This is a genomic window from Enterococcus sp. DIV1304_2 (genome assembly GCF_050555445.1).
In the GTDB taxonomy this organism is placed as follows: Bacteria; Bacillota; Bacilli; order Lactobacillales; family Enterococcaceae; genus Enterococcus_B; species Enterococcus_B pernyi.
In genome coordinates this window covers 2,602,280-2,627,925 of record NZ_CP187851.1, presented here as the reverse complement: position 1 = coordinate 2,627,925, position 25,646 = coordinate 2,602,280, and the positions used below count along the sequence as shown (strand labels likewise).

31 protein-coding genes and 1 other annotated feature are annotated in these 25,646 nt (G+C 36.3%); of the genes, 21 read left to right on the top strand and 10 right to left on the bottom strand.

Annotated features, from left to right (window positions below; genetic code table 11):
- Positions 1–617 precede the first annotated feature (617 nt).
- Complete coding sequence (locus tag IGJ14_RS12175; protein WP_065096665.1) at positions 618–1,121, top strand: QueT transporter family protein; 504 nt, start codon at positions 618–620, stop codon at positions 1,119–1,121.
- Between the two features lie 124 nt (positions 1,122–1,245).
- Here the strand turns inward: IGJ14_RS12175 and cbpA are convergent, their stop codons facing one another.
- Complete coding sequence (gene cbpA / locus IGJ14_RS12170) at positions 1,246–1,890, bottom strand: cyclic di-AMP binding protein CbpA (protein WP_010734268.1); 645 nt, start codon at positions 1,888–1,890, stop codon at positions 1,246–1,248.
- A gap of 158 nt (positions 1,891–2,048) precedes the next feature.
- Here cbpA and rpmG point away from each other — a divergent pair, with 158 nt between their 5' ends.
- From rpmG to IGJ14_RS12155, 3 genes are all read left to right on the top strand, one after another.
- Complete coding sequence (gene rpmG / locus IGJ14_RS12165; RefSeq protein ID WP_005878997.1) at positions 2,049–2,201, top strand: 50S ribosomal protein L33; 153 nt, start codon at positions 2,049–2,051, stop codon at positions 2,199–2,201.
- Positions 2,202–2,218: 17 nt separating this feature from the next.
- A complete protein-coding gene (gene secE, locus IGJ14_RS12160) occupies positions 2,219–2,389 on the top strand; it encodes a preprotein translocase subunit SecE (RefSeq protein ID WP_019722316.1) in 171 nt (56 codons plus the stop codon).
- Positions 2,390–2,546: 157 nt separating this feature from the next.
- On the top strand, positions 2,547–3,440 hold the full coding sequence (locus IGJ14_RS12155) for a helix-turn-helix domain-containing protein (protein WP_019722315.1): 894 nt from the start codon (positions 2,547–2,549) through the stop codon (positions 3,438–3,440).
- 97 nt (positions 3,441–3,537) lie between these two features.
- Here the strand turns inward: IGJ14_RS12155 and IGJ14_RS12150 are convergent, their stop codons facing one another.
- Entirely contained in the window at positions 3,538–3,699 is a 162-nt protein-coding gene (locus IGJ14_RS12150) for a hypothetical protein (protein ID WP_019722314.1), read from the bottom strand.
- A gap of 371 nt (positions 3,700–4,070) precedes the next feature.
- Here IGJ14_RS12150 and nusG point away from each other — a divergent pair, with 371 nt between their 5' ends.
- Positions 4,071–4,616: a transcription termination/antitermination protein NusG gene (gene nusG / locus IGJ14_RS12145; RefSeq protein WP_010734272.1), complete on the top strand. Its 546-nt coding sequence runs from the start codon at positions 4,071–4,073 to the stop codon at positions 4,614–4,616.
- Positions 4,617–4,741: 125 nt separating this feature from the next.
- Positions 4,742–5,590, top strand: a complete 849-nt coding sequence (locus tag IGJ14_RS12140; protein ID WP_019722313.1) for an alpha/beta fold hydrolase — start codon at positions 4,742–4,744, stop codon at positions 5,588–5,590.
- An 87-nt stretch (positions 5,591–5,677) separates the two neighbouring features.
- On the opposite strand, the gene IGJ14_RS12135 is transcribed toward IGJ14_RS12140, so the two are convergent.
- Both IGJ14_RS12135 and IGJ14_RS12130 read right to left on the bottom strand, forming a co-directional pair.
- The gene (locus IGJ14_RS12135; RefSeq protein ID WP_019722312.1) at positions 5,678–6,313 is read right to left on the bottom strand and encodes an ATP-binding cassette domain-containing protein; all 636 of its coding nucleotides are present in this window, start codon (positions 6,311–6,313) and stop codon (positions 5,678–5,680) included.
- 1,334 nt (positions 6,314–7,647) lie between these two features.
- Entirely contained in the window at positions 7,648–8,499 is an 852-nt protein-coding gene (locus IGJ14_RS12130) for a hypothetical protein (RefSeq protein ID WP_141566824.1), read from the bottom strand.
- A gap of 1,228 nt (positions 8,500–9,727) precedes the next feature.
- On the opposite strand from IGJ14_RS12130, the gene IGJ14_RS12125 reads away from it, so the two are divergent.
- The 6 genes from IGJ14_RS12125 to IGJ14_RS12100 all read left to right on the top strand — a co-directional run bounded on the left by IGJ14_RS12125 (position 9,728) and on the right by IGJ14_RS12100 (position 16,663).
- Positions 9,728–10,564, top strand: a complete 837-nt coding sequence (locus tag IGJ14_RS12125; protein WP_430607963.1) for an ABC transporter permease — start codon at positions 9,728–9,730, stop codon at positions 10,562–10,564.
- Positions 10,557–11,336, top strand: a complete 780-nt coding sequence (locus tag IGJ14_RS12120) for an ABC transporter permease (protein ID WP_010734275.1) — start codon at positions 10,557–10,559, stop codon at positions 11,334–11,336. The genes IGJ14_RS12125 and IGJ14_RS12120 overlap by 8 nt, the downstream gene beginning before the upstream one ends.
- Before the next feature lie 61 nt (positions 11,337–11,397).
- Positions 11,398–12,438, top strand: a complete 1,041-nt coding sequence (locus IGJ14_RS12115; RefSeq protein ID WP_195273328.1) for an ABC transporter ATP-binding protein — start codon at positions 11,398–11,400, stop codon at positions 12,436–12,438.
- A 22-nt stretch (positions 12,439–12,460) separates the two neighbouring features.
- On the top strand, positions 12,461–13,522 hold the full coding sequence (locus IGJ14_RS12110; RefSeq protein WP_023520403.1) for an ABC transporter substrate-binding protein: 1,062 nt from the start codon (positions 12,461–12,463) through the stop codon (positions 13,520–13,522).
- Between the two features lie 109 nt (positions 13,523–13,631).
- Complete coding sequence (locus tag IGJ14_RS12105) at positions 13,632–15,356, top strand: adenine deaminase C-terminal domain-containing protein (protein ID WP_430607956.1); 1,725 nt, start codon at positions 13,632–13,634, stop codon at positions 15,354–15,356.
- A complete protein-coding gene (locus tag IGJ14_RS12100) occupies positions 15,353–16,663 on the top strand; it encodes an amidohydrolase (protein ID WP_195273326.1) in 1,311 nt (436 codons plus the stop codon). Before IGJ14_RS12105 ends, IGJ14_RS12100 begins: the two co-directional genes overlap by 4 nt.
- A 114-nt stretch (positions 16,664–16,777) precedes the next feature.
- Here the strand turns inward: IGJ14_RS12100 and sdaAA are convergent, their stop codons facing one another.
- Together sdaAA and sdaAB are read right to left on the bottom strand one after the other, a co-directional pair.
- Positions 16,778–17,650, bottom strand: coding sequence for an L-serine ammonia-lyase, iron-sulfur-dependent, subunit alpha (sdaAA, locus tag IGJ14_RS12095; protein ID WP_195273325.1), 873 nt, complete (start codon positions 17,648–17,650; stop codon positions 16,778–16,780).
- A 15-nt stretch (positions 17,651–17,665) separates the two neighbouring features.
- Positions 17,666–18,334, bottom strand: a complete 669-nt coding sequence (gene sdaAB, locus IGJ14_RS12090) for an L-serine ammonia-lyase, iron-sulfur-dependent subunit beta (RefSeq protein WP_010734281.1) — start codon at positions 18,332–18,334, stop codon at positions 17,666–17,668.
- A gap of 320 nt (positions 18,335–18,654) precedes the next feature.
- Here sdaAB and rplK point away from each other — a divergent pair, with 320 nt between their 5' ends.
- From rplK to rplL, 4 genes are all read left to right on the top strand, one after another.
- Entirely contained in the window at positions 18,655–19,077 is a 423-nt protein-coding gene (gene rplK, locus IGJ14_RS12085) for a 50S ribosomal protein L11 (protein WP_010734282.1), read from the top strand.
- 101 nt (positions 19,078–19,178) lie between these two features.
- Positions 19,179–19,868, top strand: a complete 690-nt coding sequence (rplA, locus tag IGJ14_RS12080) for a 50S ribosomal protein L1 (RefSeq protein WP_010734283.1) — start codon at positions 19,179–19,181, stop codon at positions 19,866–19,868.
- A gap of 79 nt (positions 19,869–19,947) precedes the next feature.
- Positions 19,948–20,073, top strand: a sequence feature (ribosomal protein L10 leader region).
- Between the two features lie 170 nt (positions 20,074–20,243).
- On the top strand, positions 20,244–20,747 hold the full coding sequence (gene rplJ, locus IGJ14_RS12075; RefSeq protein WP_010734284.1) for a 50S ribosomal protein L10: 504 nt from the start codon (positions 20,244–20,246) through the stop codon (positions 20,745–20,747).
- A gap of 58 nt (positions 20,748–20,805) precedes the next feature.
- The gene (rplL, locus tag IGJ14_RS12070) at positions 20,806–21,174 is read left to right on the top strand and encodes a 50S ribosomal protein L7/L12 (protein ID WP_010734285.1); all 369 of its coding nucleotides are present in this window, start codon (positions 20,806–20,808) and stop codon (positions 21,172–21,174) included.
- Positions 21,175–21,253: 79 nt separating this feature from the next.
- Here rplL and IGJ14_RS12065 read toward each other — a convergent pair whose 3' ends face one another.
- The 3 genes from IGJ14_RS12065 to IGJ14_RS12055 are packed head-to-tail and all read right to left on the bottom strand — an operon-like array spanning position 21,254 to position 23,241.
- Positions 21,254–22,393: a tyrosine-type recombinase/integrase gene (locus IGJ14_RS12065; RefSeq protein WP_430607953.1), complete on the bottom strand. Its 1,140-nt coding sequence runs from the start codon at positions 22,391–22,393 to the stop codon at positions 21,254–21,256.
- A 57-nt stretch (positions 22,394–22,450) separates the two neighbouring features.
- Positions 22,451–22,876, bottom strand: coding sequence for an ImmA/IrrE family metallo-endopeptidase (locus IGJ14_RS12060; RefSeq protein WP_430607950.1), 426 nt, complete (start codon positions 22,874–22,876; stop codon positions 22,451–22,453).
- Between the two features lie 14 nt (positions 22,877–22,890).
- Complete coding sequence (locus tag IGJ14_RS12055) at positions 22,891–23,241, bottom strand: helix-turn-helix domain-containing protein (RefSeq protein WP_430607947.1); 351 nt, start codon at positions 23,239–23,241, stop codon at positions 22,891–22,893.
- 301 nt (positions 23,242–23,542) lie between these two features.
- Here IGJ14_RS12055 and IGJ14_RS12050 point away from each other — a divergent pair, with 301 nt between their 5' ends.
- On the top strand, positions 23,543–23,749 hold the full coding sequence (locus IGJ14_RS12050; protein ID WP_430607945.1) for a hypothetical protein: 207 nt from the start codon (positions 23,543–23,545) through the stop codon (positions 23,747–23,749).
- Here the strand turns inward: IGJ14_RS12050 and IGJ14_RS12045 are convergent.
- Positions 23,746–23,949, bottom strand: coding sequence for a hypothetical protein (locus IGJ14_RS12045; protein ID WP_430607942.1), 204 nt, complete (start codon positions 23,947–23,949; stop codon positions 23,746–23,748). The two genes, IGJ14_RS12050 and IGJ14_RS12045, sit on opposite strands and share 4 nt — an antisense overlap.
- Positions 23,950–24,052: 103 nt before the next feature.
- On the opposite strand from IGJ14_RS12045, the gene IGJ14_RS12040 reads away from it, so the two are divergent.
- From IGJ14_RS12040 to IGJ14_RS12025, 4 genes are all read left to right on the top strand, one after another.
- The gene (locus tag IGJ14_RS12040) at positions 24,053–24,244 is read left to right on the top strand and encodes a helix-turn-helix transcriptional regulator (protein ID WP_271524997.1); all 192 of its coding nucleotides are present in this window, start codon (positions 24,053–24,055) and stop codon (positions 24,242–24,244) included.
- A complete protein-coding gene (locus IGJ14_RS12035) occupies positions 24,244–24,528 on the top strand; it encodes a hypothetical protein (protein WP_430607939.1) in 285 nt (94 codons plus the stop codon). The genes IGJ14_RS12040 and IGJ14_RS12035 overlap by 1 nt, the downstream gene beginning before the upstream one ends.
- 105 nt (positions 24,529–24,633) lie before the next feature.
- On the top strand, positions 24,634–24,801 hold the full coding sequence (locus IGJ14_RS12030) for a hypothetical protein (protein WP_430607937.1): 168 nt from the start codon (positions 24,634–24,636) through the stop codon (positions 24,799–24,801).
- Between the two features lie 18 nt (positions 24,802–24,819).
- Positions 24,820–25,626 carry a helix-turn-helix domain containing protein gene (locus IGJ14_RS12025; RefSeq protein ID WP_430607935.1) on the top strand — a complete coding sequence of 269 codons (807 nt, stop codon included), beginning with the start codon at positions 24,820–24,822 and terminating at the stop codon, positions 25,624–25,626.
- Positions 25,627–25,646: the final 20 nt, after the last annotated feature.

Below are 25,646 nucleotides of genomic sequence, written 5' to 3'. Positions count from 1 at the left end.
TGGCATACGATAGCAAGGCGACATAGTCAAAAGGAGAGCAAGCAGTGTCAGATTTAATCAACAGCTGTGAATACTTGTGGTTTTAGTCATGTAAATAGATCAACGATGCTTCACTAAATCTTCTCACTATAAGCGTTTGGTTTTCTAATAGAGTCAACCAGTGAAGGTTCAACAAAGCACCTCGTCATTATTGTCAAAAGAATTACAATCTTGGTTATTATAGCAGAGGTTTGGGGAAATGAAAAAGAAGTTAAGTTAGAAAATACAATAAAGAACAAACGAAAAAACGTAGGTAAAAGATAGAAACGAAGAATTGTCTGGGAAGTGTTAGTCAACGCTGGCACCCATTTTTTTGATAAGAAGAGCGCGATTCCTTTATCTATCAAGCCCCAATCTCTCAACGATGCTGTTCAGTAAGGTCTTGCACTAACTAATCGAGGTGTCTTGCTTGTTTTTACTTCTTTTATTTTTTATAACAATCTTTTCAAGTTAAGGTAAAAATGCTGAAATGGGTGTATAGAGGGAAGGTTGTAATCTAGAATTGTTATGTTATAATACGCCTTGCGGTTCGTCGACCATCCCGCATTAACAAAACTAGGAGAAATGAGGAATAGAATATGGAGAGAACAAAGAGTAGGCAACGACTGATGGTAGTCGTTGTTAATGGGCTGATCATGGCCTTATATCTAGCGTTAACGATTTTGGTAGCACCTGTATCTTCAGGACCAATCCAATTTCGTATTTCAGAAAGTTTGAATCATTTAGTTGTATTCAATCGAAAATTATTATGGGGTGTCTTAGGTGGCGTGATCGTTTATAATGCCATTTATGGTTTTGGTGTCATGGATGTGATTTTCGGTGGTGGTCAAACACTACTTGCATTAGGACTAACGGCACTTATCCAAAATAAAGTGAAAAATGTCAAAGTGCGCTTAGCATTAAATACAGCGTTCTTTACAATCAGTATGTTTATGATTGCTTATATGTTAGTACCAACTGGCGGTCAAGCGTTTTGGACAACGTATGGTACACTTGCGTTAAGTGAATTTATCGTGATGGCTGTTTCTGCGCCATTGATGTATTATCTAGACCAAGCAGTGAAATTCAACGATCGTGTATGATTGTTTTTAATCGAGTAAAAAAGCCAGGAATTCCAAAAGTCGTAAATGATTTTGGGATTTCTGGCTTTTTTGAAATATGATTTTTCGAAAAATAGTTAGTAAATATCAACCACTAAACAGGTTTTTATTTATCAGTATCTTGTAAATTTTCAATTTCGATCACTTTGTAATTTTTCTTTTCTAAGTGATTGACGATCGAATCACAGACACTTTTTTCTGTATGAGCTGGTAGAGTGATCAAGGTACGACGGATGTATTCATCTTTTTCGATATCCAAAGTGATACAACTAGCAATGCTACTATATTTTGCGATGATTTTTGAAATCGCCGCTAAGTCACCTTGTTTACCTGTCGAAGCAATCGTCAAGACGTAGCTTCCTTGTTCTACGCTCCAAGACTGAGACAACATACCAAGTAAGGTACTGTGTGTCAAAATCCCATAGAAATGGTTTTGGCTATCAAGTACAGCAATGTATGGAAGCTCTTTGATCGTAAAGAATACTTTAAAGAAAGAAGTATCTAAATAAATGAATTTTGTTGCGTTTTTCAATAGATGAGTGACTGGCAAAGTCATATCGCCGCCATTTGCTTTGTGACGATAGATGTGCATTTTATAAATATTCCCACGGAAAATATTCCCGGAAGTATCAAGAATCGGTACACAACGGTAACCGGATGTTTCTAAAATTTCTAGTGCTTCTTCCAAGTTGCTTGTCTCAGAGACGGTAGTCAAATCTTTTTTCTTGTAAACAAGAGTTTTTAATAGCATAGTCATACCTCCAGATTGTTCATTTTTAAAATCCTTTAAGTAATCATATCATAACTAAAATAAAAACAGTAGAGCGTACGATCACTAATTGACATAAAATAATTTACATGATAATGTAGTATGGTATAAATTTGGTTTTCAGTGAGGAGGGGAAACGGATGGCAAAGAAAAAAGCGGCATTAGCATGTTCCGTTTGTGGTTCTCGAAACTATACTAAGTCGATTAGTGAAGGAAAAAGCGGCGAGCGTTTGGAAATCAACAAATTTTGTAAATATTGTAATCAATACACATTACATAAAGAGACAAAATAACAAGGAGGAGGCTTACGATGAAATTTCTTAAAAGTGTAAAAGATGAAATGAAACAAGTGACTTGGTCAAGTAAAAAACAATTACGTAAAGATACACTAGTCGTTATCGAAACATCGATCATCTTCGGACTAATGTTTTTCGTGATGGATACAACGATTCAAAGTCTGTTTGCATGGATCTTGAAATAATTCAATGAGTTTATCTAAATAAAAGGCGAGCTATCCATGATTATCAATCAATTGGAAGCTCTATTTTTTTTTGATAGTAACCGTGAAATTTCAATAAGTTTTTTGTGAATCATTGATCATTCTTTTGCTTTGCTAGTTGATAAGTAAGGAGGAACATATGGAAGTTCATGAATTGTTAAAAAAAATGCGTGTCGATAGAGGCCTTTCTCAAAAAAAACTAGCCCATGGAATTGTTTCGCGGGAAACGTTAGCTAAATATGAGAATGGGAAAAATCATTTACCATTATTAGTCTTTTTAGAATTATTAGAACGCTTGAATATGACGATCGATGAATTCATGTTTTATCTTGATGGAGATAAAGTATCTCAAAAAAATTTGAGTTTGAAGAAAATATTCCGGAATCTAGAAAAAAATAGTGGTGCAATCAATTATCAATTAAAAAAACTAGCCCAAGAAGTAGAATACTCAGATGATTTAGTCGTCATAAGAAATTATCTTGCTGTCAAAACTTATAAGTGGTATGAGGGAATCGATGGTGTAAAAAAATTAAATAAAAAAGATACTAACTATCTGAAAAAATTATCTGATTATTTAGAGAAAATCGATGAGTGGGGAAGATTTGAAATGACGACCTTTGCTACTCTCATCTATTTATTTGAAACAAATTACATTAAACAGCGATTGAAAGAAGTAGAAAAGAATGTGATGAAAAAAGGAGAGTTGGAGAGCTTCCATTCCATATTATCAGGTATTTATAATAATGTGTTTTTACTGATGATTGAAAGAGAAGAGCTAAAATTAGCTAAGTATTATTTGGAAAAACTATGTGAGACTCGACGTAGAATTATTTTTCAGCGAGAAACTGAAATATATCATCGGTTTTATCAACTTGTACTTGCGCACATCGAAGGAGAGGCTGTCAGTAATAAAATAAAGGATTTTATTATGGGATTAGAATTGATTGGAGCGAGCAAGTTGAAGAATGAATTTTTAGCTGATTTACATAGATTTGAAACGCAATACGAGATTGAACATATTTTTAATATATGAGGCTAAAAGAGATTTCTTGTTTGCATATTTAGGGAGAGTTTGAACTGATCGGACTATCTGAAAATGTAGATATGTATTGATTCATACAACATGACTCTTATTTTGAATGGTTTTCAAAAGTATCCTTTAGTATTTTTACTTCTTTTTCTAAAGATGAGACTTTTAAACTTAAAAAGAAAACAGTGAGACAGGAGAGAATCAAGGTGAGAGAATCTAACCAATCAAAAACCGTGGCAATGAGTTGTCTTATTGTTTCCATCGGGATACCTCCTCTCGTAAAGTTCTTTGAAGCTCAATAAGATGCCTTATGACTATAATTGTACATTGTAGGAATAAATAATATTGACATGGGTATGTATTTTCCTATGCCTTTTTGCTGAATAACAAAAAATAAAAAAATTTATTGATTCATCTTTATAAAATAAGCTTTTTTAGGAATTATTTTTTTAAAAAAAACAGTAGATAATATAATTTCTGCACCAAAATAAGAATAAATAACGCTTTTTAAATTACTAGAGAACAAAAAATAAGTCACTAGTAAAAACCATCAAACGGTGCTATAATCAAAGAGAGGAAAAGCTTCGGGGAACTGAGGTTTTTTTATTTTACAAATGAAATGAGGAGCCTTCAATGGAATCTTTTGAAAAAAATTGGTATGTATTGCATACATACTCTGGATACGAAAACAAAGTAAAAGCAAATATCGAGTCACGTGCGCAAAGTATGAAAATGGCTGATTTTATTTTCCGTGTCGTTGTTCCTGAAGAAACAGAAACTGAAGTAAAAAATGGGAAAGAAAAAGAAATCGTTCATAAAACATTCCCTGGATATGTCTTAGTAGAAATGATCATGTCAGATGCTTCATGGTATGTTGTCCGTAACACACCGGGCGTTACAGGTTTTGTTGGTTCTCACGGAGCAGGAAGTAAGCCTGCACCTTTATTACCGGAAGAAGTAAATCATATCTTACGTTCAATCGGTATGAGTTTACGTCAAAACGAACTGAAAGTAGAAGTTGGCGAAGTTGTTAAGATCATCGAAGGAGCTTTTGCTGGATTAGAAGGTCAAGTGACAGAAGTCGATGAAGAAAAAGAAAAACTAAAAGTAAACATTGACATGTTCGGTCGTGAAACAAGTACAGAGCTTGATTTTGATCAAGTAGATAAAATCGACTAAACAGTGATCAGAATAATGGAGGAGTTGGGATGCCTTGTCATCTCAGCTCTTTTTTGTCTTGAATGAAAGGAGTGAGAAAAGTGATAAAACAAAATAAAGTGAATTTTAATCGGGTGCTAAGTTGCATGGTGTTGCTGGTACTGCTAATCCTCTCTGGTTGTCAAACGCAAGAAAACAAGAGCCAAAAAGAAACTGCCTCTACTGAAACAACGAGGACAAGCCAAGTAGAATCCGTAGAAAAGGGGAGTGTGCCTACCTTATTTGTTCACGGATATAAAGGAACAGTGAATTCATTCAAAGGAATGATCGATCGGTTAGAAGGAGAAAGCAAAGGGCAACAAGAATTGACATTGACTGTAGATACTAACGGGAACGTTCAAGCGCAAGGGGAGTTATCAAAAGAAGCAACCAATCCAATGATCCAAGTGCTTTTCGAAGACAATGAAAATAATGAGTGGAATCAAGCAGAATGGATTCGTGCATGTCTGGTTTATTTGCAGACAACTGATCAAATCAACAAAGTGAACATTGTCGGACATTCGATGGGTGGAGTCAGCGGCCTCCGTTATCTAGTCACGTATGGCCAAGAAACAACTTTACCGCAAGTTGAAAAGTTTGTAGCACTAGGCGCACCTTTCAATGATTTTGTGGATGATAGCGGTCAGAATTTAGCTGATTTACTCGAAAATGGGCCAACAGTGGTGTCTTCAAGGTATCAAGATTATCAAACAATGATAGGGAATCTCCCTACCGACACACAATTTTTATTAGTTGCAGGGCAGTTGAGTGAAGTAGAGCTAAGTGATGGAACTGTTCCGCTGAATAGTGCATTGGCAGTTTATGCCTTATTGAAACAACATGGTAACCCTGTAATGGAAAAGGTCGAAGAAGGTGAAGGTGCTTCACATAGTATGCTTCATGAAAATGAAGAAGTGGATCGAGAAGTTAGCCGATTTCTTTGGGATATTGATTGAAGAAGAAAAAGCTGCATTCAGATGATCCACTAATAATATCAGATTTTTTTAAATCCAGTCGGGTGCATACTATATAAATTTATTTCTTCATTTTATTTGAAGTAGCGTTTGATTTTCAAGTTCGTAGATATGATCTGCAAAATCTTCCATCATATCGTTATGACTAGAAAAAATTAGAATTCTTTGAGCATTTTCACTAAGGTAATTATCTAACAAATTCAACACATTTTCTCGACTGTTTTTATCAAGAGCATCAAAAGGTTCGTCTAGAATTAAATAGGTAGGTTCATCCATAAGCGCTTGAATGATTCTTAATTTTTGTTTCATACCAAGTGAATAATGTTTATACTTTTTATTCAGATCTTTTTCTAGATTCAATTGACTTGCTAAAAAACGAATTTTTTTTTCATTAGCTACTTTGCGGATATTTGCTAAATACAACAAATTTTCTGCACCAGTCCAACTTTTAATAAAATCAGGTGCGTTAATGAAAACTCCGGCATCAGGTATAAAATCTTGATCTACGCCTATTATTTTTCCAGCAACTTTGACCATCCCCTTTGTTGGGGTAGAGTATCCTACAATGAGCTTCATAAGTACACTTTTTCCTGAACCATTTATTCCTTTAATAAAAGATTTTTTTCCTTCATTGAAGATAACATTCACATCTTGAAATAAAATTTTTTGCTTATACTGTTTTCCCAGATTAATTAATTCAATCAATAAAATTCATCTCTTTTCTTAAATCTAAGATTCAAAATCGTCATAGAAATACCTAGTATCGTTAAATCACAAAGCAAGTACAATAAATTTTCTATTATACTATCTGAGATACGAATCAATCCAAAATTTAAAAGTAAATCTACTATCAAAACTGATAATAATAAAAAGGTTGACACTGGAAGAATAAATATATTATATGATTTTAGCTTAAAGTAATCATAGTAAATTAGGAATATAAATAGTATAGTGAAATATTTAAAAAATAGGATAGTAAAAGTTACAATATTGATGCCTGAAGATAGGCCATATATATATCCCCAAAAAAATAAAGTACTAAAAAAGCTTATAAATTGAATTGCGCTATTTAATAAAAGTACAGAAAAAATATGTTTTATCCTTAGTAAAAAAAATCCTGATTTTTTATTTCTATATAGAATCATGGAATACATCGAAGCTGAAGATGTCAAATTATCTATAGTGAATAGTAAGGTAAATATATTCACTAAAAGATAAAAAACAATGAGTTTAGGATTTATTAATTCGATCAAGAACTTCTTATAGACAGATGAATTAAAAGTAATCATGCTGAATACTTCCTGTAAAGCGATATTGCTAGAAAAAATATAGATAATATAGATCACTTCTAATGAATAAACAATTGTATAACATACTATTTTTTTTGTCATAGATCGATCTTCCGAACTTTGATATGAAAAATAAGATATCAAAGTCCCCAAAAAAGTAAATTTGAGAATAGAAAACCAATTATTCCAAAATGACTAAAATAGGTAGGTTCAGTTCCATATCCTTGAAATTCGCTGAAACTTGTTATGTACGAAATAAAAGGGTTAAAGTAGGGGGATAAATTTATATTTACAAACGCATAAAAATAAAAACTATATATCATAATAATAGTAATGTACGGTGCCCATATATTTTTGAAGGAAAAGGATGTTACTAACATGAGATACCCTGATAAGGATAATAATAAGATCAACGCAAGAGAATAGATTGAAATTATTTTGAAGTCCGCATTGCCAACTTTAATGTAACTTAATGTTGTAAATGTGATAGAGAGTATCGCCGTGTAAATGACATTACGATTAAATAATACAGCCAACTTATACCGAAAAAAACGAAAAATACTCTCGCATTTCACCACTTCCATTTGAATAAAACTATGTTTTTCAAATAAATAAAAAAAGGATATCGTAAGTATTACTGACATTGATAGGAAATTAGAAAAAATCCATCCTGTAGTGATGATGGTTTTAGGCATAAAACTGACAAATAAAATTATGATTAAAGAAGAAATAGTCGGATAAATCAAAAACTTATAATTCAACATTCTGACTCCTTCCGTAAATCAATACTATACCAATAAATAATGGGATCGAGTTTGCAAGCAACAGAAGATATGTGTTGAATGTATAATAATCACCAGACGCCATAATCACTGTAGGATTAAAATACAACGAAATATCTTCAGAAAAAGCTGTCATCCCTGTACCGATAGCCGACATGCTATAGTAATATAAAGGTGCGGCTAATAAATATATTTTCGCCTCTGAAACGATCAATGAGATAGAAGTACCGAAGATAGTATATATAAATGGTATCCAGAAAAAACGAACAACTCCTTCTAGAAAAGACTGCAAAAACCTATGATTGACATAAAAATTGGATCCGAAAATATCTTCAAACATTGGACGTGTCACAGTATCGTTGATAGAATTATGTAATGCAATAAAGCAAAATAAGTAATAGACAAAGAAACCAAAAAATGTTGCCAATGCTATTTTTGTAGCCGTTGATAATATTTTCTTATAAACAAAATTTCTAAAATTTAAAACATGATAAATTTCAAATTTATAAATAGTTTGCCATTTTTGAGCAAATATTGCCGTTCCAATAGAAGCTACTAAGGGGATGAACATTTGAAATAAATTCGTTCCAAAAATCAAGCTATAATCAAAAAACCAAACAGACTCTGTTAAACTTCTCCAAAAGAAATCAAAAACATTAATAAAGGCTTGACCTTGATTCATTTCTTGTCTAAATCCTAAGTTTGTTACATAAAGAAAGGCATTTGAAATATATTCATTTAAAATAGAGAATACCATTATGAAAAATATGACTAAACTAAGTGAAATGTGGTATTTATTTAATCTCCAAAAATTATTCAAACATACATCTCCTTTTTTCAATCGGTATGTGACAAGAAGACGGTGTAGAAGTGTTCAGCCTCTATAAATAGGACGTAATCTCCAAAAATTTCTCTTTGAATATCTGAGATTACGCCTTATTTAAAGAAGGCATCTCTTTTCTCGCTATTTATTTGATCCTAAGAGAAAAAAATAGCGAAATTATTTTGGCACGGATTCTTGACCATCATCTTTAAGGGGGCCATGTTCCTGAAATGTAAGTTGTAGGGTCAATGATGTTTTCTCTTTGTGAAGCTAAATGGACAGTTGAACCTGCTGAACCATTCCCAGGAAATGCAGAGTTTGTAAGATAATTAAATAATCCTTGTCCTTTTCTTGATCCATTCTGATAAATAGCGAACCATTGTTTGTGAATTTTTTGTTGGAACTAGTCCAATTGATGTATGTAGTAGCACTTGATGAAGTTTTGGTTACATTTGCGGATACTGCTGTATACGTATATGCAGTTGTTCCTCCAAAAGTTTCAGCTTCAATTAATTTTGCATCACCTAAAAGCAAAATTCCTAAAATGCTTGTCATTGTGACTAGTAATAGTTGATTTTTCTTTGATAGAATTATGTGCTTGACCCCCAGTTAATTTTAGGATATATCCAAAAAAAATATATCATATCAATATAAAAACGTAAACCTTTACATTGTGTTTTTTTGTTTTTTTTAATCGTTATAACATGTGTTTATTATTGATATATTAGTTTTAATGGATCGCTATTGGTAAATCTGGTTGTTGTTTTATAAATGAATTTAAAATTCTGGAATAATGAATAGCTCAAATGATTAATGACATGCCTCACGAGATTGGGACAGAAGTGGATCGAGAAGTTAGTCATTTTTTATGGAATAGTTGAGTCGAATAAAAAGAGCAATTAACGAACGTTTTTAGATGAATGTTCGGTAATTGCTCTTTTTGGTTTTATGGAAAGTTGATTTTCTCTTTCAGTTGAGAGGTATTTCTCGACGCTTTTGATAGTTAATTCGCATTATTTGATAATAATCGTTCGTCTAATAAACATGAACTACTAAAAAACAAGTAAAGTGAGTGTGAATGTTTTTGAATAAAACGGATAAAGACAGGTTTTCCATGAGTTATTTCATATAACTTGAGTTTTTTTCTGAATATATTACAAAGTTTTCTTGAAAATGTTCGTATTTTTTCTTATAATGGGACAGAACACGAATGAGGGGGAGAACAATGAGGAAGAATGTTCCGTATTTGATCATTGCGCCAGGAACGATCTTATTACTATTTTTTATTATTTTGCCATTGGTCAATATTATATGGCCAACTATTTTTACTGAAACAGGTGCTAGTCTAAGTGCTTACACCAGTTTTTTGACAGATGATTTCAATTTGAAGATTTTTCTTCGAACAATTCGCGTTTCTGTCATTGTGACTTTGATTTCTGCCATTTTAGGTATTCCAACTGCTTATTTTATTGCAGGTGTGGGTAAAAAGTGGAAAAGTTTATTGATGGCAATGACGATGTTTCCATTATTGACCAATTCAGTCATCCGTAGTTTTGCCTGGATCAACATTTTAGGAAGGACAGGAGTAATCAATAATTTCTTGATTCGCATAGGACTGATCGAACAACCCATCGCCTTACTATATACGGAGTTTGCAATTATTATCGGGTCTGTCTATTTATTCTTACCTACCATGGTCATGACACTTGTTGGTGTGATGGAAAATATTGAGAAAGAAACACTGGAAGCTGCCGAAACGTTAGGTGCGAGTCCGTTTAAAACGTTCTATAAAATTGTCATGCCGCTTTGTATACCTGGAGTGATCGTTGGCAGTATTTTAGTATTTACAGGCACGTTGACGGCTTATACGACACCACAACTTTTAGGTGGGAACCAAAATATGATGATGGCGACTTTCTTATACCAGAAAGCATCGACTTTAGGTGATTGGACTTCAGCAAGTGTCATTGCATTGATCATGATCGTCACGACTCTGATCGTGAATAAAGGATTGAATATGATTGCTGCACGTTTAGATCGGAGGGAAATGAATCATGCGTAAGCAAAAAGGGATGACGATCATCGCAGTATTAGTTTTTGCATTTTTGTTTTTACCATTAGTGATTATTGTTGTAACGTCTTTTGGACAATCATCGACGATACAATTTCCGATTGATGGATTCTCATTAGAATGGTACAAGAAAGCACTAAGTTCTGAAACATTTATGAATAGCTTTAAATTGAGTTTAAGTATTGGCGTAGGGGCTACTCTGTTAGCTTTATTAGTAGGCGTGCCGACTTCTTATGCACTTTCTCGTTACCACATGAAGAGTAAACAGCTTTTTAAAAATTTCTTTTTGTCACCAACGATGATTCCGGGTATCGTTGTCGGCTATTCCTTGTTCCAATACATTGTGATCAAGTTTAACTTGCCGGTGATCCAAGCTTTATTGATTGGTCATTTTTTGATCAGCCTACCGTATATCATCCGCGTCGTAGGTTCAAGCATGGAGCAATTAGATTTTTCGATTGAAGAAGTTGCCTGGACGTTGGGTTGTACCAAAACCCGTGCTTTTATGCAAGTCGTCTTACCAAATGTTTCTTCTGGAATATTTGCGGCGTTTATGCTGGCTTTTGTCAACTCATTCAATAATGTACCAGTTTCAATGTTTTTATCTGGACCAGGAGTAACGATGTTGCCCACTTCATTGTTGAGCTACATTGAATATACGTATGACCCGACTGTGTCGGCGATTTCAGTAATGATCATGGTATTAACCGTTTTCTTGATGTTTATTATTGAGAAAACGTTAGGATTGGCTTCAATCGCTTAACTATTGACTGAAGAAATCGAACCGTACTTGAGAATGACTGGAAACTATGAGGGGGAGAACCGTGAGTTTTGTAAATTTGAACAATATCCGTGTGAGTTATGACGGAAAACAAAATATATTAGAAGATTTGTCTATTTCAATGGAAAAAGGAGAGCTAGTTTCTTTATTAGGCCCCAGTGGTTGCGGTAAAACAACGACGCTACGTGTGATTGCTGGATTGATTTCGCCGAATGAGGGCTCTTTTGTTCTGGAAGATCAAGAATTAGTGAAAGTTCCTGTGCATAAACGTAATTTTGGTATGGTATTTCAGAGCTATGCGTTGTTTCCTCATCTAACGATTGCTGAGAATGTTGCTTTCGGTTTGAAATTGCGTAAAGAAAATAAAGCGGATATCGCCAAGAAAGTAGCAGATATGTTAGCAATCTGTGGCTTGGAACAGTTGGGTGATCGTTACCCGAAACAACTATCAGGTGGGCAACGTCAACGAGTGGCATTGGCTCGAGCATTGGTTATTGAACCTAAGTTACTACTCTTAGACGAACCATTAAGTAATTTAGACGCGAAACTACGTGTCCAAATGCGGATCGAGATCAAACGTATCCAACAACAACTTGGTATCACAACAGTTTTTGTGACCCACGATCAAGAAGAATGCTTTTCGATCTCGGATAAAGTCGCGGTCATGAATAATGGCGTTATCGAGCAATATGATACACCGGAAACAATCTATCGACATCCCAAAACTCGTTTTGTTGCACATTTTATCGGTTTTGAAAATTTCTTTCCAGTTGAACCAATCGAAGGCATCCGCTATCAAGCAGCAGGGAATGTCATTGAGACACCTTATGAGCAACCGATAGCAGAGCGATTAGTAGCGACGATCCGTCCCGAAGATATCGAGATTGCCACTGATGCGACACATAACGTTGTAAAAGGTGAAGTGAAAGTCAGAACATTTTTAGGGAAAAGTTACCAGTATGAAGTGACAACGGCTTTAGGTAAGTTCTTAGTAAACGGTACGGATAAACAAATTTACCAAGCAGGGGATCAAATCAACCTGCATTTCCCAAAAGATAAAATCGTTCTTTTGGAAGATAAATAAGCAAAGAAAAGGGGAAAAATCAGTGAAAAAAGGCTTTCTAGTAAGTTCAGTAGTTTTAGCGAGTATGTTTGTATTGACAGCTTGCGGTGGAGGATCTGAAACTAATTCATCCGAAGCGAAAGAGTCAAAAGATCTAGTTGTATCAACATTTGGTTTAAGTGAAGATATCGTGAAAAGCGATGTAATGGATCCTTTTGAAAAAGAATTCGATGCGAAGATCACAATGGATCTAGGGAACAGTGGCGATCGCTTCAACAAATTAATCAGTAATCCTAGAGGAATCGACGTGATTGAGTTAGCGCAAGCGAACTCAGCGGATGGCGCTTCTCAAGAATTATTTGAAAAACTAGATGAATCAAAAATCCCGAATTTAGCGGATTTGACTGAAGGAGCGAAGGAAGTCTTTGATAGTGGTGCGGGTGTGCCGATTGCTGTAAACAGTGTAGGTATCGTTTACGACAGAGAAAAAGTTGGAAAAGAAATTACTAGCTGGTCAGATCTTTGGGATTCAGCATTAGAAGGAAAAATCTCGATCCCAGAAATTACTACGACTGCCGGTCCTTTGATGATGTATATTGCAAGTGATCATGCGGGTGTAGCGATTGAAGATGACAATGGCGAGGCAGCATTTGAAGCCTTAGAAGAATTGAAACCAAATATCGTTAAGACCTATGCAAGATCTTCTGACTTAGCAAACATGTTCCAAGCAGGAGAAATCGAAGCAGCGATCGTGATGGATTTTGCTTATGATATCGTCAAAGGAGATTCTGATACGATCGAGTATGTTGTACCAGAAAGTGGCACATATGCGAACTACAACACGATCAATATTCCAAAAGAAGCAGCGAATAAAGAATTGGCTTACTCATTCATCAACTATAGAATTAGCGAAGAATCACAAAAAACAAAGGCACTTTCATTAAATGAAGCACCGACGAATGATAAAGTGGAGTTGAGTGAAGAAGAAGCTGGTAATATGACGTATGGGGCAGTTGCTGATCGCGCTAAAAATATTGACTTTGATTTCGTGAATAGTCAAATGACTGACTGGATCGATCGTTGGAATCGTTTGATCAACCAATAAACATTTTCCTATCAACGGAAATCATTGAAAAAATAAACATTGGGGTGGTTGTGTCGGAAGTGCACAACCCCCTATTCGTGTCTAAGGACAATAAAAGTGAGGGAAAAATGTGAAGATTGACTTATTGATTAGAGATGCTCAAGTGTATAACACAGCCAAACAATGTTTTGAGAAGAAACATGTCACAGTCAGCGGTGAAAAATTTTATTACATCACAACAAAGGATCTGAGTCACTTGGAGATCCTTCAAGAAATTGATGGCCGAGGGAAATACATGATTCCTGGCTTGATTGACAGCCACATGCACATTGAGAGTTCAATGACTACGCCAAGTATTTTTTCAAAGGCCGTTTTACCATTTGGTGTGACTACAGTGATTGCGGATGCGCATGAGATGGCAAATGTTTTTGGGCTTGAAGGGTTGACTGAATTTATGGCTGCAGAAACGGAACTAGATATTTTCCATGCAATCCCATCGTCCGTTCCTTCCACCACACCTGAACTAGAAACGACTGGTGGAATCATTGGGTTAGCTGAAACAGAAAAGTTGTTAGACAATCCAAAAGTGATTTGTTTAGGCGAAGCAATGAATTTCCACGGCATTGCCCATGAACCAACTTCGCTGATTCGCCAAATCATTGATCTATGTAAAGAAAAACGCCCAACGATGCCGTTGGAAGGACATTGTCCTAAAATTTACGAAGAAGAATTGGCAGCATTTATGTATAGCGGGATTTCTTCTGATCATACGCATCAGTTTCCGGAATCCTTAGCAGAAAAAATTGAAAATGGCATGTTCATCCAATTCCAAAACAAGTCGATCACACCGGAAAATATGGCGGTAATCACGGAAAATGAGTATTATGACTATGCTTGTATCATCACAGACGATGTGATGGCAGATGATTTACTCACTGGGCATTTAAATGAAAATTTGAAAAAAGCAGTTGAGGCGGGGCTACCAGTCGAACAAGCAATCTATATGACGACTTATACACCAGCACGTAGAATGGGCTTGAATGATCGGGGATTGATTGGACCTGGAAGAATGGCTGATTTTATTTTGTTAGATGATTTATCCACATTCGCTATTTCTGCGGTCTTCAAATCGGGTAAAGAAGTCTACCGACACGGTGAGGCGATCACTTATCCAGAAAAAATCGAACAATTTCCTGCTTCATACAGTCAAACGGTCCATTGTAAAAAGCTTTCTTTAGACGATCTACGGTTGCCAGTCAAAACGGATTTACCAAGTGTTCGTTGTAATGTTATTCGTAAGCATGAGGTTGGAACGTTTACGGAACGGATCACGAAGGAAATTCCGGTGAAAGATGGGTACCTCGATTGGGAAAATTCGGATTGCGCCTTATTGCTTGTGATGGAACGCTATGGGAAGAACGGCAATGTGGCGTATGCTTTGATGGAAGAACCCATTTCAAAACCAGGAAGTATTGCGACGACTTGGGCGCATGATCATCATAACGTGATGGTGATGGGGAATAACTGCCAAGACATTCTGCTGGCTCAGCAAAAATTGTTGGAATTACAAGGTGGCTATGTGGTAGTTAACGAGGGCAAATTAACAGCAACTTGCCCGCTACCGATTGGCGGGATCGTTTCACAAGCGCCAATTGAAGAGTTAGGCCAAGATTTAAAAACTGTGCGTAGAGAAATGCAAAATCTAGGCTATAAAAACATGAATGAGATCATGTCATTTTCTACGTTGTCACTACCAGTTTCACCTGCAATCAAAATGACAGATAAAGGAATGATGAATACGAAAATGCAGGAATTTTATCCGCTGGTTTTTCCAAGTGATGGTGTTTTGTTATGAGTACATTGATAAAAAATGTCCACGTTCTAACGATGGATGATCAACTGACTGAATACAAAAACGGGTATGTACGGATTGAAGAAAATCGTATCATTGAGATAGGAGAATGGCAGGAAGGGATAGCTTCTGCGGAGGAAGTCATCGATGGAGCAGGCGGCATCTTGTTGCCAGGTTTTGTGAATACACATACCCATGCTGGGATGATTCCTTTTCGATCTTTAGGAGACGATGTACCAGATCGATTACGTCGGTTCTTATTTCCATTAGAAGCGTTCATGACCCCAGAGCTAGTGGCAGCGAGTACAGCCTATGCAATCAGTGAGATGTTGCTTAGTGGTGTGACTGGTTTTTGTGACATGTATTATTTTGAAGATCAAGTCGCGCAAGTATGTGATCAGTTTAAGATTCGTGCAATCCTTGGTGAAACGATCATTGATATGCCTGTGTGTGATAATGAAGAGCCTTCTGGCGGTTTGACTTATTGTGAGACATTCTTGCCAAAGTGGAAAGACCATTCATTGATTACGCCTGCGTTGGCTCCTCATGCGCCGAATACCAATACGTATGAAGGATTGAAGCGGACAGTTGAATTGAGTGAACGATTCGATGTGCCGATCACCTTACATGTGGCAGAAATGGACTATGAAATGCAGGAATTAGCGAAGCAGTATCAACAAACACCATTCGAGTTGTTGAAAGACTTAGGTTTTATGAACAGACCGTTGATCATGGCCCATTGTATCCATATGACAGAAGCGGATATTGCTTTAGTCGCTACAGCAAGAGAGCAAGTCGGAATTGCTCACTGCATCGGTGCGAACACAAAATCAGCGAAAGGTGTAGCACCAGTTAAAGCTATGCTTTCTGCAGGTTTAACTGTCGGGTTAGGTACAGACGGTCCAAGTAGTGGCAATACTTTGGATCTCTTTGCACAAATGAAGTTATTTGCCAATTTCCATAAAACTTTTGAAAAAGATCGTGCGCTTTTCCCAGCAAAGGAAATTGTCCGTTTAGCCACTAGAGGTGGGGCGGAGTTGTTAGATTTTAAAGAGACTGGTCAGCTTGTTGTAGGGAACAAGGCAGATTTTATTATCGTTGAGACGCAGTCTGTGAATATGTTTCCGATTTTTGATCCATACTCTGCTTTAGTTTATTCAGCGAATGCTTCCAATGTAGCACATGTATGGGTAGATGGCAGACAGCTTGTACGTGATCATCAGTTAGTCCATCATGACTTTGAACAAATCAAAGCTGACCTCTATGAACAAATGGGGCAATTTGTGTTTGAAGCAAAGCAGAGGATGTAAACAAATAAACCGAATAACTATGGCAACGAATTTGCTACCATGGTTATTCGGCATGTCTTTGGTGATAATGAATTTTGTGCATTTTCTGATTCAGCTTTTTTATATAAGAAATAACTATACTTGTTTTTCTAAGATTTCTTTTGTCAATCGTTTCGCGGTAGGTGTCACTGCAAGTCCGCCTTCTGCGGTTTCTTTGAAGATCGAAGGCATCTGTCTGCCAACTTGATACATGGCAGCGACCACTTCATCAGGTGGGATCACACTTTCGATGCCAGCTAAAGCCATATCAGCAGAGATGAATGCTTGTGACGAACCTAAAGCGTTTCTTTTGACGCAAGGGACTTCGACGAGGCCAGCGACAGGATCGCAGATCAAACCCATCATATTTTTAAGCGTGATTGCCACAGCTTGAGCGGCTTGATGAGCGGTGCCGTTTTTCGCGCAAACCAAGGCAGCGGAAGCCATCGCACTCGCCGATCCGACTTCTGCCTGACAACCACCTTCAGCCCCGCTGATCGATGCGTTGTTCGCAATGACCAAGCCAAAAGCGCCTGCTGTAAATAAGAAGTCGAGTTGTTGTTCATGGGATAATTGCAAACGATCACGTACGGCCATCAAGACACCAGGGACCACTCCTGCGCTGCCCGCAGTAGGCGTTGCACAGATCAATCCCATTTTGGCATTGACTTCGTTCACAGCAATGGCGTTGCGAACCGCGGTCAAGATTGTTTCGCCACTAAGAAAATCGGCGTGAGAAAGATAGTTGTCCATCTTTTTGGCATCGCCGCCAGTAATTCCTGTGACAGAAGTTACGCCGGCATTTCCTTCTGCGATCGATTGTTCCATCACGAGTAGATTCTTTTCCATGATCTTGATGATCTGCTCACGAGAACGACCGCTCATCTCCATCTCAACTGCGATCATTAATTCGGCAACGCTAGGGTAGTCTTGTGCTTGTTGGACTAATTCTTCAATTGATAAAAACATACCTCGTCTGCTCCTTTACTCGAAATAATTGACACTGTCAATATTTGGTAACTGTTTTAGTTTTTTTACGGTATCTTCTACTTGAGGATCGTCCACTTCCATGATCATAATGGCATTTTCGCCTTTTGACTCACGAGTAACTGTCATTGTACCGATATTGGTGTTGGTTTCTGAAAGAATATTGGTGACTTTAGCAATCATGCCAGGAACGTCTTGGTGGACGATGATCAAGGTCGGTGTTCCCATGCTTAATGAAATCTTGAAGCCGTTCAATTCAGAAATCTGGATGTTGCCCCCACCAATTGAGATGCCTGTAACCGAAAGCTTTCGACTGCCTTTTTTCAACAACATTTTGACGGAATTAGGATGATCGGCTTTTTCACTTTTAGGTACGAATAATACTTCCATACCTGCTTCATGAGCCAACCTTAACGAATCTGCTAAACGAGAATCATCAGGTTCCATGCCTAATAATCCTCCAACTAAGGCAATATCAGTACCATGTCCACGATAGGTTTTGGCAAAAGACTCATATAGGTAGATGTCAACAGAATCTGGTTGATCGCCAAAAATACTACGGACGATCTTTCCGATTCTTGCTGCTCCAGCAGTATGCGAACTGCTCGGTCCAATCATGACAGGACCAATAATATCAAATACACTTCTGTATTTTAGATCTTTCATTATTTCACCTCATTAGAATAGAAGAACTTATTTATTATACATAATATGTATTAGGTTCATACAGGCGTAAGTTTAGCATAAATAAGCGATTTATAAAGAGATTTCTTTACGTTTTAACCAGATATTTAGCTTTTTTTTGGATAAAGGTGAAAATAATCAGAAAAAATTGTTGAAAAAAGAGAAAAATTTGCTATACTGTATCAGTGTGCATTCGTTATGTACATGATATGTCAATTGATTTTAAGATCAACTGACAATACGTGGGAGGAGAAATATGCATCTCCAATTAACCACATCACGGACTTAAGGAGGTATGTCTCGTGGCAAAGAAAGTAGAAAAAATCGTTAAATTGCAAATTCCTGCAGGTAAAGCAACTCCAGCTCCCCCAGTAGGTCCTGCACTAGGTCAAGCGGGTATCAATATCATGGGATTCACAAAAGAATTCAATGCTCGTACAGCTGATCAAGCAGGTTTGATCATTCCAGTTGTGATTTCTGTATACGAAGACCGTTCATTCACATTCGTTACAAAAACACCACCAGCTGCAGTATTATTGAAAAAAGCAGCGAAAATCGAAAAAGGTTCAGGTGAACCAAACAAAAATAAAGTTGCTAAAGTTTCTAGCGATCAAGTAAAAGAAATCGCTGAATTAAAAATGGAAGACCTAAACGCAGCGAACGTTGAAGCAGCAATGCGCATGGTTGAAGGAACTGCACGAAGCATGGGGATCACTGTAGAATAATCTGCACCCTAAGAAAGTAGCTTCTCAGTTGGCCCTGTATTGAAAGGTATAGGACACGTGGGAGGTACAACCGTTATAACCACAATCAAGGAGGAACCAAAATGGCTAAAAAGAGCAAAAAAATGCAAGAAGCATTGAAAAAAGTGGATTCAAGTAAAGTTTATTCTGTCGCTGAAGCAGTAGCATTAGCGAAAGAAACAAACATTGCAAAATTTGATGCAACAGTTGAAGTTGCATACCGTCTAAACGTAGACCCTAAAAAAGCAGACCAACAAATTCGTGGAGCTGTTGTATTACCAAACGGAACTGGTAAAACACAAACTGTTTTAGTATTTGCTAAAGGAGACAAAGCAAAAGAAGCTGAAGCAGCTGGTGCAGACTTCGTTGGTGACGACGACATGGTTCAAAAAATCCAAAACGGATGGTTTGACTTTGACGTAGTTGTTGCAACACCTGACATGATGGCTACTGTTGGTCGTCTAGGACGTGTATTAGGACCTAAAGGCTTAATGCCAAACCCTAAAACTGGTACTGTAACAATGGACGTAACAAAAGCAATCAACGAAGTAAAAGCTGGTAAAGTAACTTACCGCGTTGACAAAGCTGGAAACATCCACGTACCAATCGGTAAAGTTTCTTTCGACAACGAAAAATTAGTTGAAAACTTTGCTGCAATCCATGATGTATTAGTGAAAGCTAAACCATCTGCAGCTAAAGGTCAATACATGAAAAACATTACTGTAACAACAACATTTGGACCTGGTATCCATGTAGACCAAGCTTCTTTCTAATCCAACGATTAGGACGTTGATTGATCCAACTGAAAAATAATTCTTGACTCAACTAGTTTAGCGTGCTAAGCTAGTTGAGGTTAATAATTAACTTGTACCGAAGACAGTAGGTGGCTTAGCCTTAATTTCCTACCGAGGACGTTTATTGAATATATTCAATAGTCCCTCTATGTCTACGGTGGCATAGAGTTTTTTGTTGTGAATCACTAAGAACGAAGAGATTAGATGATGAACAATACTCATTGAGTTGAGCGAAAGGAGTCTCCTTTCGAGCGCAAGCGAGTAGAATCACTAAGAACGAAGAGATTAGATGATGAACAAACGATTCAGTCGTAAAAAACTCTTCCATCAAAATTCAGGAGGTGAAACTCAAAAATGAGTGAAGCAATTATCGCAAAAAAAGCAGCAATCGTTGACGAAGTAAGTGCAAAATTTACTGAAGCAGCTTCTGTAGTCGTAGTTGACTACCGTGGATTAACTGTTGATGAAGTAACTCGCTTACGTAAACAACTTCGTGAAGCTAACGTTGAAATGAAAGTTATCAAAAACTCAATCCTTTCACGTGCAGCGAAAAAAGCCGGCCTAGAAGGCATGGACGAAGTTTTCACTGGCCCTACAGCCGTTGCATTCAGTAACGAAGATGTAGTAGCACCAGCGAAAATCATGGACGAATTTGCTAAAGAAGCAAAAGCATTAGAAATCAAAGGCGGTATCATCGAAGGTAAAGTATCTACATTGGAAGAAATCACAGCATTGGCAAAATTGCCAAACCGCGAAGGACTTCTATCTATGTTGCTATCTGTACTACAAGCGCCAGTCCGCAACGTGGCTTACGCTGTCAAAGCAGTCGCAGACAAAGAAGATGGAGATGCAGCTTAATCGCCGCATAGCATAAACAATAAATAAAAAAAGAACATTTAAAATGGAGGAAACAAAAATGGCATTGAACATTGAAAACATCGTTGCTGAGTTAAAAGAAGCAACTATCCTAGAACTTAACGACCTAGTTAAAGCTATTGAAGAAGAATTTGGCGTATCTGCTGCTGCTCCTGTAGCTGCAGTTGCTGCTGGTGGCGGTGCTGCTGCTGAAGAACAAACTGAATTCACTGTAGAATTAACTGCAGCTGGAGACCAAAAAGTTAAAGTTATCAAAGCAGTTCGTGAAGCAACTGGCTTAGGCTTGAAAGAAGCTAAAGCTGTAGTTGATGGCGCTCCTGCACCAGTTAAAGAAGGCGTTTCTAAAGAAGAAGCTGAAGAATTAAAAGCTAAACTTGAAGAAGTTGGCGCTTCTGTAACAGTTAAATAATTTTACGAGTGCTGAATCCTTTGATTTCAAAGGGTTTGGCGCTTTTTTTATTGTTTTGACCATACTTTTGACCATACTATTAAAAATTAAGGTATCTGGCGAATTTTTCCGCCGAGGTATCTTTTTGCTTTTTAGTGACATGGGCATAAATGTTCATTGTTGTTTGGATATCCGAATGACCGAGTCGATTCCTAACATCCTGTATAGATAAACCAGCTTCAAATAATAAGCTGCAGTGAGTGTGCCTAAAACCATGTATCGTGATATCCTTTATTCCACTTTCTTTGCAAAGCCTTTTATGAATATTATTTGGTCTAATTGGATCTAGGTGATTATTATTTTTTGAAGCAAAAATTATTTGATTAGGTCTTAGTGAGTTGTGGCCATAACTTAGCAAGTATTTCCTCTGATCTTGGCGCCATTTTTTCAATATATCAAGGGTGATATCATCTAAGGAAATTTCTCGAACTGAAGATTGAGTTTTTGGATGGTTGATGACAATTTCATTTTTTGTATTTCTTGCGATTGTTTTATTGATCGTTAGCAATTTTCTGTCGAAATCCACATCTTCCCAAGTTAGTGCTAAAGCTTCTCCTTTTCTGATACCAGTAAAAGCAAGTAATCTAAAGAATGGATAGGAGAGTGGAAATTTGTCTTTTTTAGCGACTTCTAAGAATTTTTTTAATTCGTCTGATTCATAGAATTTGACTCGTTTATCTTTTTTTCGAAACTTACCTTTTGGAATATATACTTCTTTCATCGGGTTTGTACTAATAACATTTATTCGCACGGCATAATCAAAAACAGCTGTAGTATACGTTTTTAAAGCTTTATAAGTTGCATATTCATCTTTCCATTTATTAACTGTTTTCTGGCAATAGGCCAGTGTAAAAGATGAAATTTTTTTGTTTCCAAAATATTGAAAAATGTTTTTATCAAAAAGAAATTTAACTCTTGATAGAGTGCTATCTCTAACAGTGCTTTTGTATTCTTCAAACCACATTTCTTGGATCTCTATAAAAGTATAATTTTTTTCAGGTGTGTATTTGTTATCTTGTGCCTGCAATTCAAGCCTAGATTTTGCAATCTTTGCTTCCTTCTGTGTTTTAAAACCACGCCTAGTTGTATAAAGCTTCTTTCCAGTGGCAGGATCGATCCCTAAATAAGCTTTAAACATCCAATATTTTTTCCCATCCTTCTTTTCATATTCCTTAATCATAAGATTCCTCCGTTACCATCTTTTATATTGTTTTAGCGAATATATGTTCTCTTTTTGTCAAAAAAATATATTGTTGGCATTGGCGCCAACGAGATATTCTGTCATAAATGCTTTAACTAAAGGTTCGTATCGTACTTCCATTTCATAACTTTCCAAGAAATTAATACAATCAAAAGAGTCTGGATTAAATTCTGGATCATTTAACGTAACCTCAAGCATTTTTTCAATCATAAATTCCTCCGCCTCGTTTTCCATTTTTGAATGCAAAGCGTAAGTTCTTCTGTATAACACATAATTTTCTTTATGCTGAGCAGCATGACCCAATTCATGTAAAAGTTTAAGTAATTTAATTCGATCAGGCAATCGGGAATCTATAACAATCGTGTTTATTATAGCAATATACTTAGCATCAGCATCGAGCTCGGGTACCTCAATAACAGCTACCCCAAGCTCGTCTATAATCTTGTCTACTTCATTATCCAAATCCAAAAAATCACCTACTCAGCATCAGAATTATTTTCAATATACGCTTCGATAATACCAGTGAGAACCTTCCTATCATGTTCAGTTAAAGGTTTCCCATCACTGCTCATAACGGAAGCAAGGGCTTCCTCAACGGTAAACTGTGGCTTCTCAGACGTTCCTGCAGTAGGATCATCGGTTCTTCCTAATAGGTAATCAGTAGAGACATGGAAATAGTCAGCTACTAGCTGAAGTTTATCTGCTGTAGGACTGCTAGTTTTCCACTTATAAAATAAATTTTCTCCTAACCCGAGTTCAAGTGCAACTTGCTTCGGGTTTTTTCCACGTTTCTTCGATAATTCTTTTATTCTATCAAACGTTGTCATAGCAATCTTCCTTACATCTTCGAGATGAATAATTGTAAAAAAAGATATTTTTCAGTTGACTTAAGTATCTTTTTCGATTATATTTATCTCGTAAGCTAATTTAATAAGCTAAAAAGCAACAAGAAAGAGACCTAGTAAAAATAAACAATTCGACGTCGCCAAACTAAGAATGTTGATTTAATAGGGATAATTCTAGGCTTATTTAACTATGTCTAAATGGTACCCTATTCGATACTTGTTGTCAACGGAAATTAGCTAATTTTATTAGCTTACAAATTTTAAAAGGAATGAGGTGAGCAGAATGGAGAAATCAGATGGGAAAGGAGTAGTCGATGTTCATATGAAAAACAAAGAGGAAGCTAGAAAGTATCAAAAGGCTATCCGAGAAACAGAATTAAATATTTTAGAATTCATTAACACGACTATCGAAATTAATGAGACTAAAAACAATCCTGAAATGGTGTCAGCATTAGCAGGATTGCTCAAGGTAGTTAAACAAACATTTTAGGATTTTACAATTTTTACATGTGTTACTTGATTTAGATTTACAACAGAGTCTTGATCATATCTAGATTGTCCAACATAAATCTGATCAGGGAATTGCTCCATACGATCTAGTAACTCATTCGCAGAATAACTTTTCTCGCTCGTGAAGTAGAATCTAACTATTTTACCAGAGGTTAATGCATCAATAATTATTTGCTTCATTTAATCACTCTCCTTTCAATTTATTTCAACAAATGAGTTGATAGGAGAATTATATCAAAATTATTAAACACGTTTAAGAAAAATAAGAAAGAAGGTGTTAAATGTGTCACAAGATTTCATTGTCAAAGTCAGAATTCAATTAGCGAAGTATGGGAAGTCTCAAAATTGGTTAGCTGATACTATCGGAATTTCTAGACCTTATATGTCTGACATTATGAACGGAAAACGCAGTCCTGAAAAGCAAATTAAACCAATCGAGGATGCGTTAGCTTTATTGAGGGAGGGGAATAGTTAATGGATTTGCATATACCAGATGAACAAATTCAAAAGCAAGTAGCATCAGGAATCGTTAGTTTGGCAGTAGCAGAGTTTGAGAAGCGCATCAAAATGATGACAAAGACTGCTGAGCTACCTCCTTATGCAAATAAAGAAACAATCAAGCAGGTGTTGGGCATTGGGGATGTAAAGCTTAATGGTTGGATTGATCAGGGATTGAAAATCCAAGTTTGGAGTAAGCAAGATATCCGGATTCGTCGAGAAGCTTTGCAGCAATTTTTAATAGAACATTACGAAGTGTGATATGACATATAACTTGATAGTTGGTGGAAACTATTTATTTTAAGCAAGTAAAACGAGAGAAAGTAAATTTCTCTGAAATTCTAAAAGATTAGGGGGAGCTGAATAATGCAAGTAAGAAAGTCATTTACAAAACGATCCAATGACAAAATACTCTTAGCCGCACTAACTGAAAAAAAGCATCCAGTCCATCGAGTACGTCAACTACAAGCGCTTTGCTATATCAGTTTATTTTTAAATGTCATTTTGTTGTCAGTTATTTTTGCCATTTTATAGAAGAGAGGTGATTGATTTTTGAAGCCTTGGACAACAAAAGAAATATCTTATATCAAAAGATATGCACTTTTAGCAGAAACTAATCAAGTACTGAATATTAAAGAAATGGCTAAAAAATTAGATCGTTCCCTAAAAGCTGTCGAAATGAAAATCTATAAAATGCAAAAGGCCGGTCAATTACCAGAGGTGGATCTTACTAAATCATTTGATTCAAGCGGTCGGAAATATTCTCTGGAAGAAGATAAGCGAATTATTGCTATGTACAAAAGTGGAGCGACATATAAAGCAATTGGTGAAAGTGTTGACCGTACTGAACATGCTATTGCTGGACGAATATTAAAACTAAAGAAACTCGGAAAAATAAAGAATAATGCTAAAAAGACATGGTCATCATCAGATGAACAGCTTTTGTTGAAAGCTATTAAGTTTGATAAGAATGGTTATGTGTCCAACTACGATGAACTGGTAAGAAAAACAAAGTTAAATGAAAAAAAGTTGATGCAGAAAGTGAGTCGTCTTAGAAAACAGGGGAAAATCACACAGCAAGCAGATCGGACAAAAGCTAGTGTCAAATCTAAAGAGGCTATGAACAAGTTTAATGATGCTCGGTTTGCCAAGTATACAAAGAAGGAGACACCGCAAATGGAAAAAACTTCTATTGCATCAATCCCAATGTCCTCTATTGATGTGGAATCAAAAGAAGTGATACTCATTCTGACAACAATAGTTTTAGATGGCCATAAAATTCAGCAATATTTTACAAAAGAAGGACAGCTAGTTGCGCAAAAAGAGCTTACCCCAGTTACCGCTGAAGTAAGCCAATGAAAAATAATCTACACAAAGGA

Coding starts and splice junctions, on each gene's coding strand:
- IGJ14_RS12175 (WP_065096665.1), top strand. CDS start 618: ATGGAGAGAACAAAGAGTAGGCAACGACTGATGGTAGTCGTTGTTAAT.
- cbpA (WP_010734268.1), bottom strand. CDS start 1,890: ATGCTATTAAAAACTCTTGTTTACAAGAAAAAAGATTTGACTACCGTC.
- rpmG (WP_005878997.1), top strand. CDS start 2,049: ATGGCAAAGAAAAAAGCGGCATTAGCATGTTCCGTTTGTGGTTCTCGA.
- secE (WP_019722316.1), top strand. CDS start 2,219: ATGAAATTTCTTAAAAGTGTAAAAGATGAAATGAAACAAGTGACTTGG.
- IGJ14_RS12155 (WP_019722315.1), top strand. CDS start 2,547: ATGGAAGTTCATGAATTGTTAAAAAAAATGCGTGTCGATAGAGGCCTT.
- IGJ14_RS12150 (WP_019722314.1), bottom strand. CDS start 3,699: ATGGAAACAATAAGACAACTCATTGCCACGGTTTTTGATTGGTTAGAT.
- nusG (WP_010734272.1), top strand. CDS start 4,071: ATGGAATCTTTTGAAAAAAATTGGTATGTATTGCATACATACTCTGGA.
- IGJ14_RS12140 (WP_019722313.1), top strand. CDS start 4,742: ATGGTGTTGCTGGTACTGCTAATCCTCTCTGGTTGTCAAACGCAAGAA.
- IGJ14_RS12125 (WP_430607963.1), top strand. CDS start 9,728: ATGAGGAAGAATGTTCCGTATTTGATCATTGCGCCAGGAACGATCTTA.
- IGJ14_RS12120 (WP_010734275.1), top strand. CDS start 10,557: ATGCGTAAGCAAAAAGGGATGACGATCATCGCAGTATTAGTTTTTGCA.
- IGJ14_RS12100 (WP_195273326.1), top strand. CDS start 15,353: ATGAGTACATTGATAAAAAATGTCCACGTTCTAACGATGGATGATCAA.
- sdaAA (WP_195273325.1), bottom strand. CDS start 17,650: ATGTTTTTATCAATTGAAGAATTAGTCCAACAAGCACAAGACTACCCT.
- sdaAB (WP_010734281.1), bottom strand. CDS start 18,334: ATGAAAGATCTAAAATACAGAAGTGTATTTGATATTATTGGTCCTGTC.
- rplA (WP_010734283.1), top strand. CDS start 19,179: ATGGCTAAAAAGAGCAAAAAAATGCAAGAAGCATTGAAAAAAGTGGAT.
- rplJ (WP_010734284.1), top strand. CDS start 20,244: ATGAGTGAAGCAATTATCGCAAAAAAAGCAGCAATCGTTGACGAAGTA.
- rplL (WP_010734285.1), top strand. CDS start 20,806: ATGGCATTGAACATTGAAAACATCGTTGCTGAGTTAAAAGAAGCAACT.
- IGJ14_RS12065 (WP_430607953.1), bottom strand. CDS start 22,393: ATGATTAAGGAATATGAAAAGAAGGATGGGAAAAAATATTGGATGTTT.
- IGJ14_RS12055 (WP_430607947.1), bottom strand. CDS start 23,241: ATGACAACGTTTGATAGAATAAAAGAATTATCGAAGAAACGTGGAAAA.
- IGJ14_RS12050 (WP_430607945.1), top strand. CDS start 23,543: ATGGAGAAATCAGATGGGAAAGGAGTAGTCGATGTTCATATGAAAAAC.
- IGJ14_RS12045 (WP_430607942.1), bottom strand. CDS start 23,949: ATGAAGCAAATAATTATTGATGCATTAACCTCTGGTAAAATAGTTAGA.
- IGJ14_RS12035 (WP_430607939.1), top strand. CDS start 24,244: ATGGATTTGCATATACCAGATGAACAAATTCAAAAGCAAGTAGCATCA.
- IGJ14_RS12030 (WP_430607937.1), top strand. CDS start 24,634: ATGCAAGTAAGAAAGTCATTTACAAAACGATCCAATGACAAAATACTC.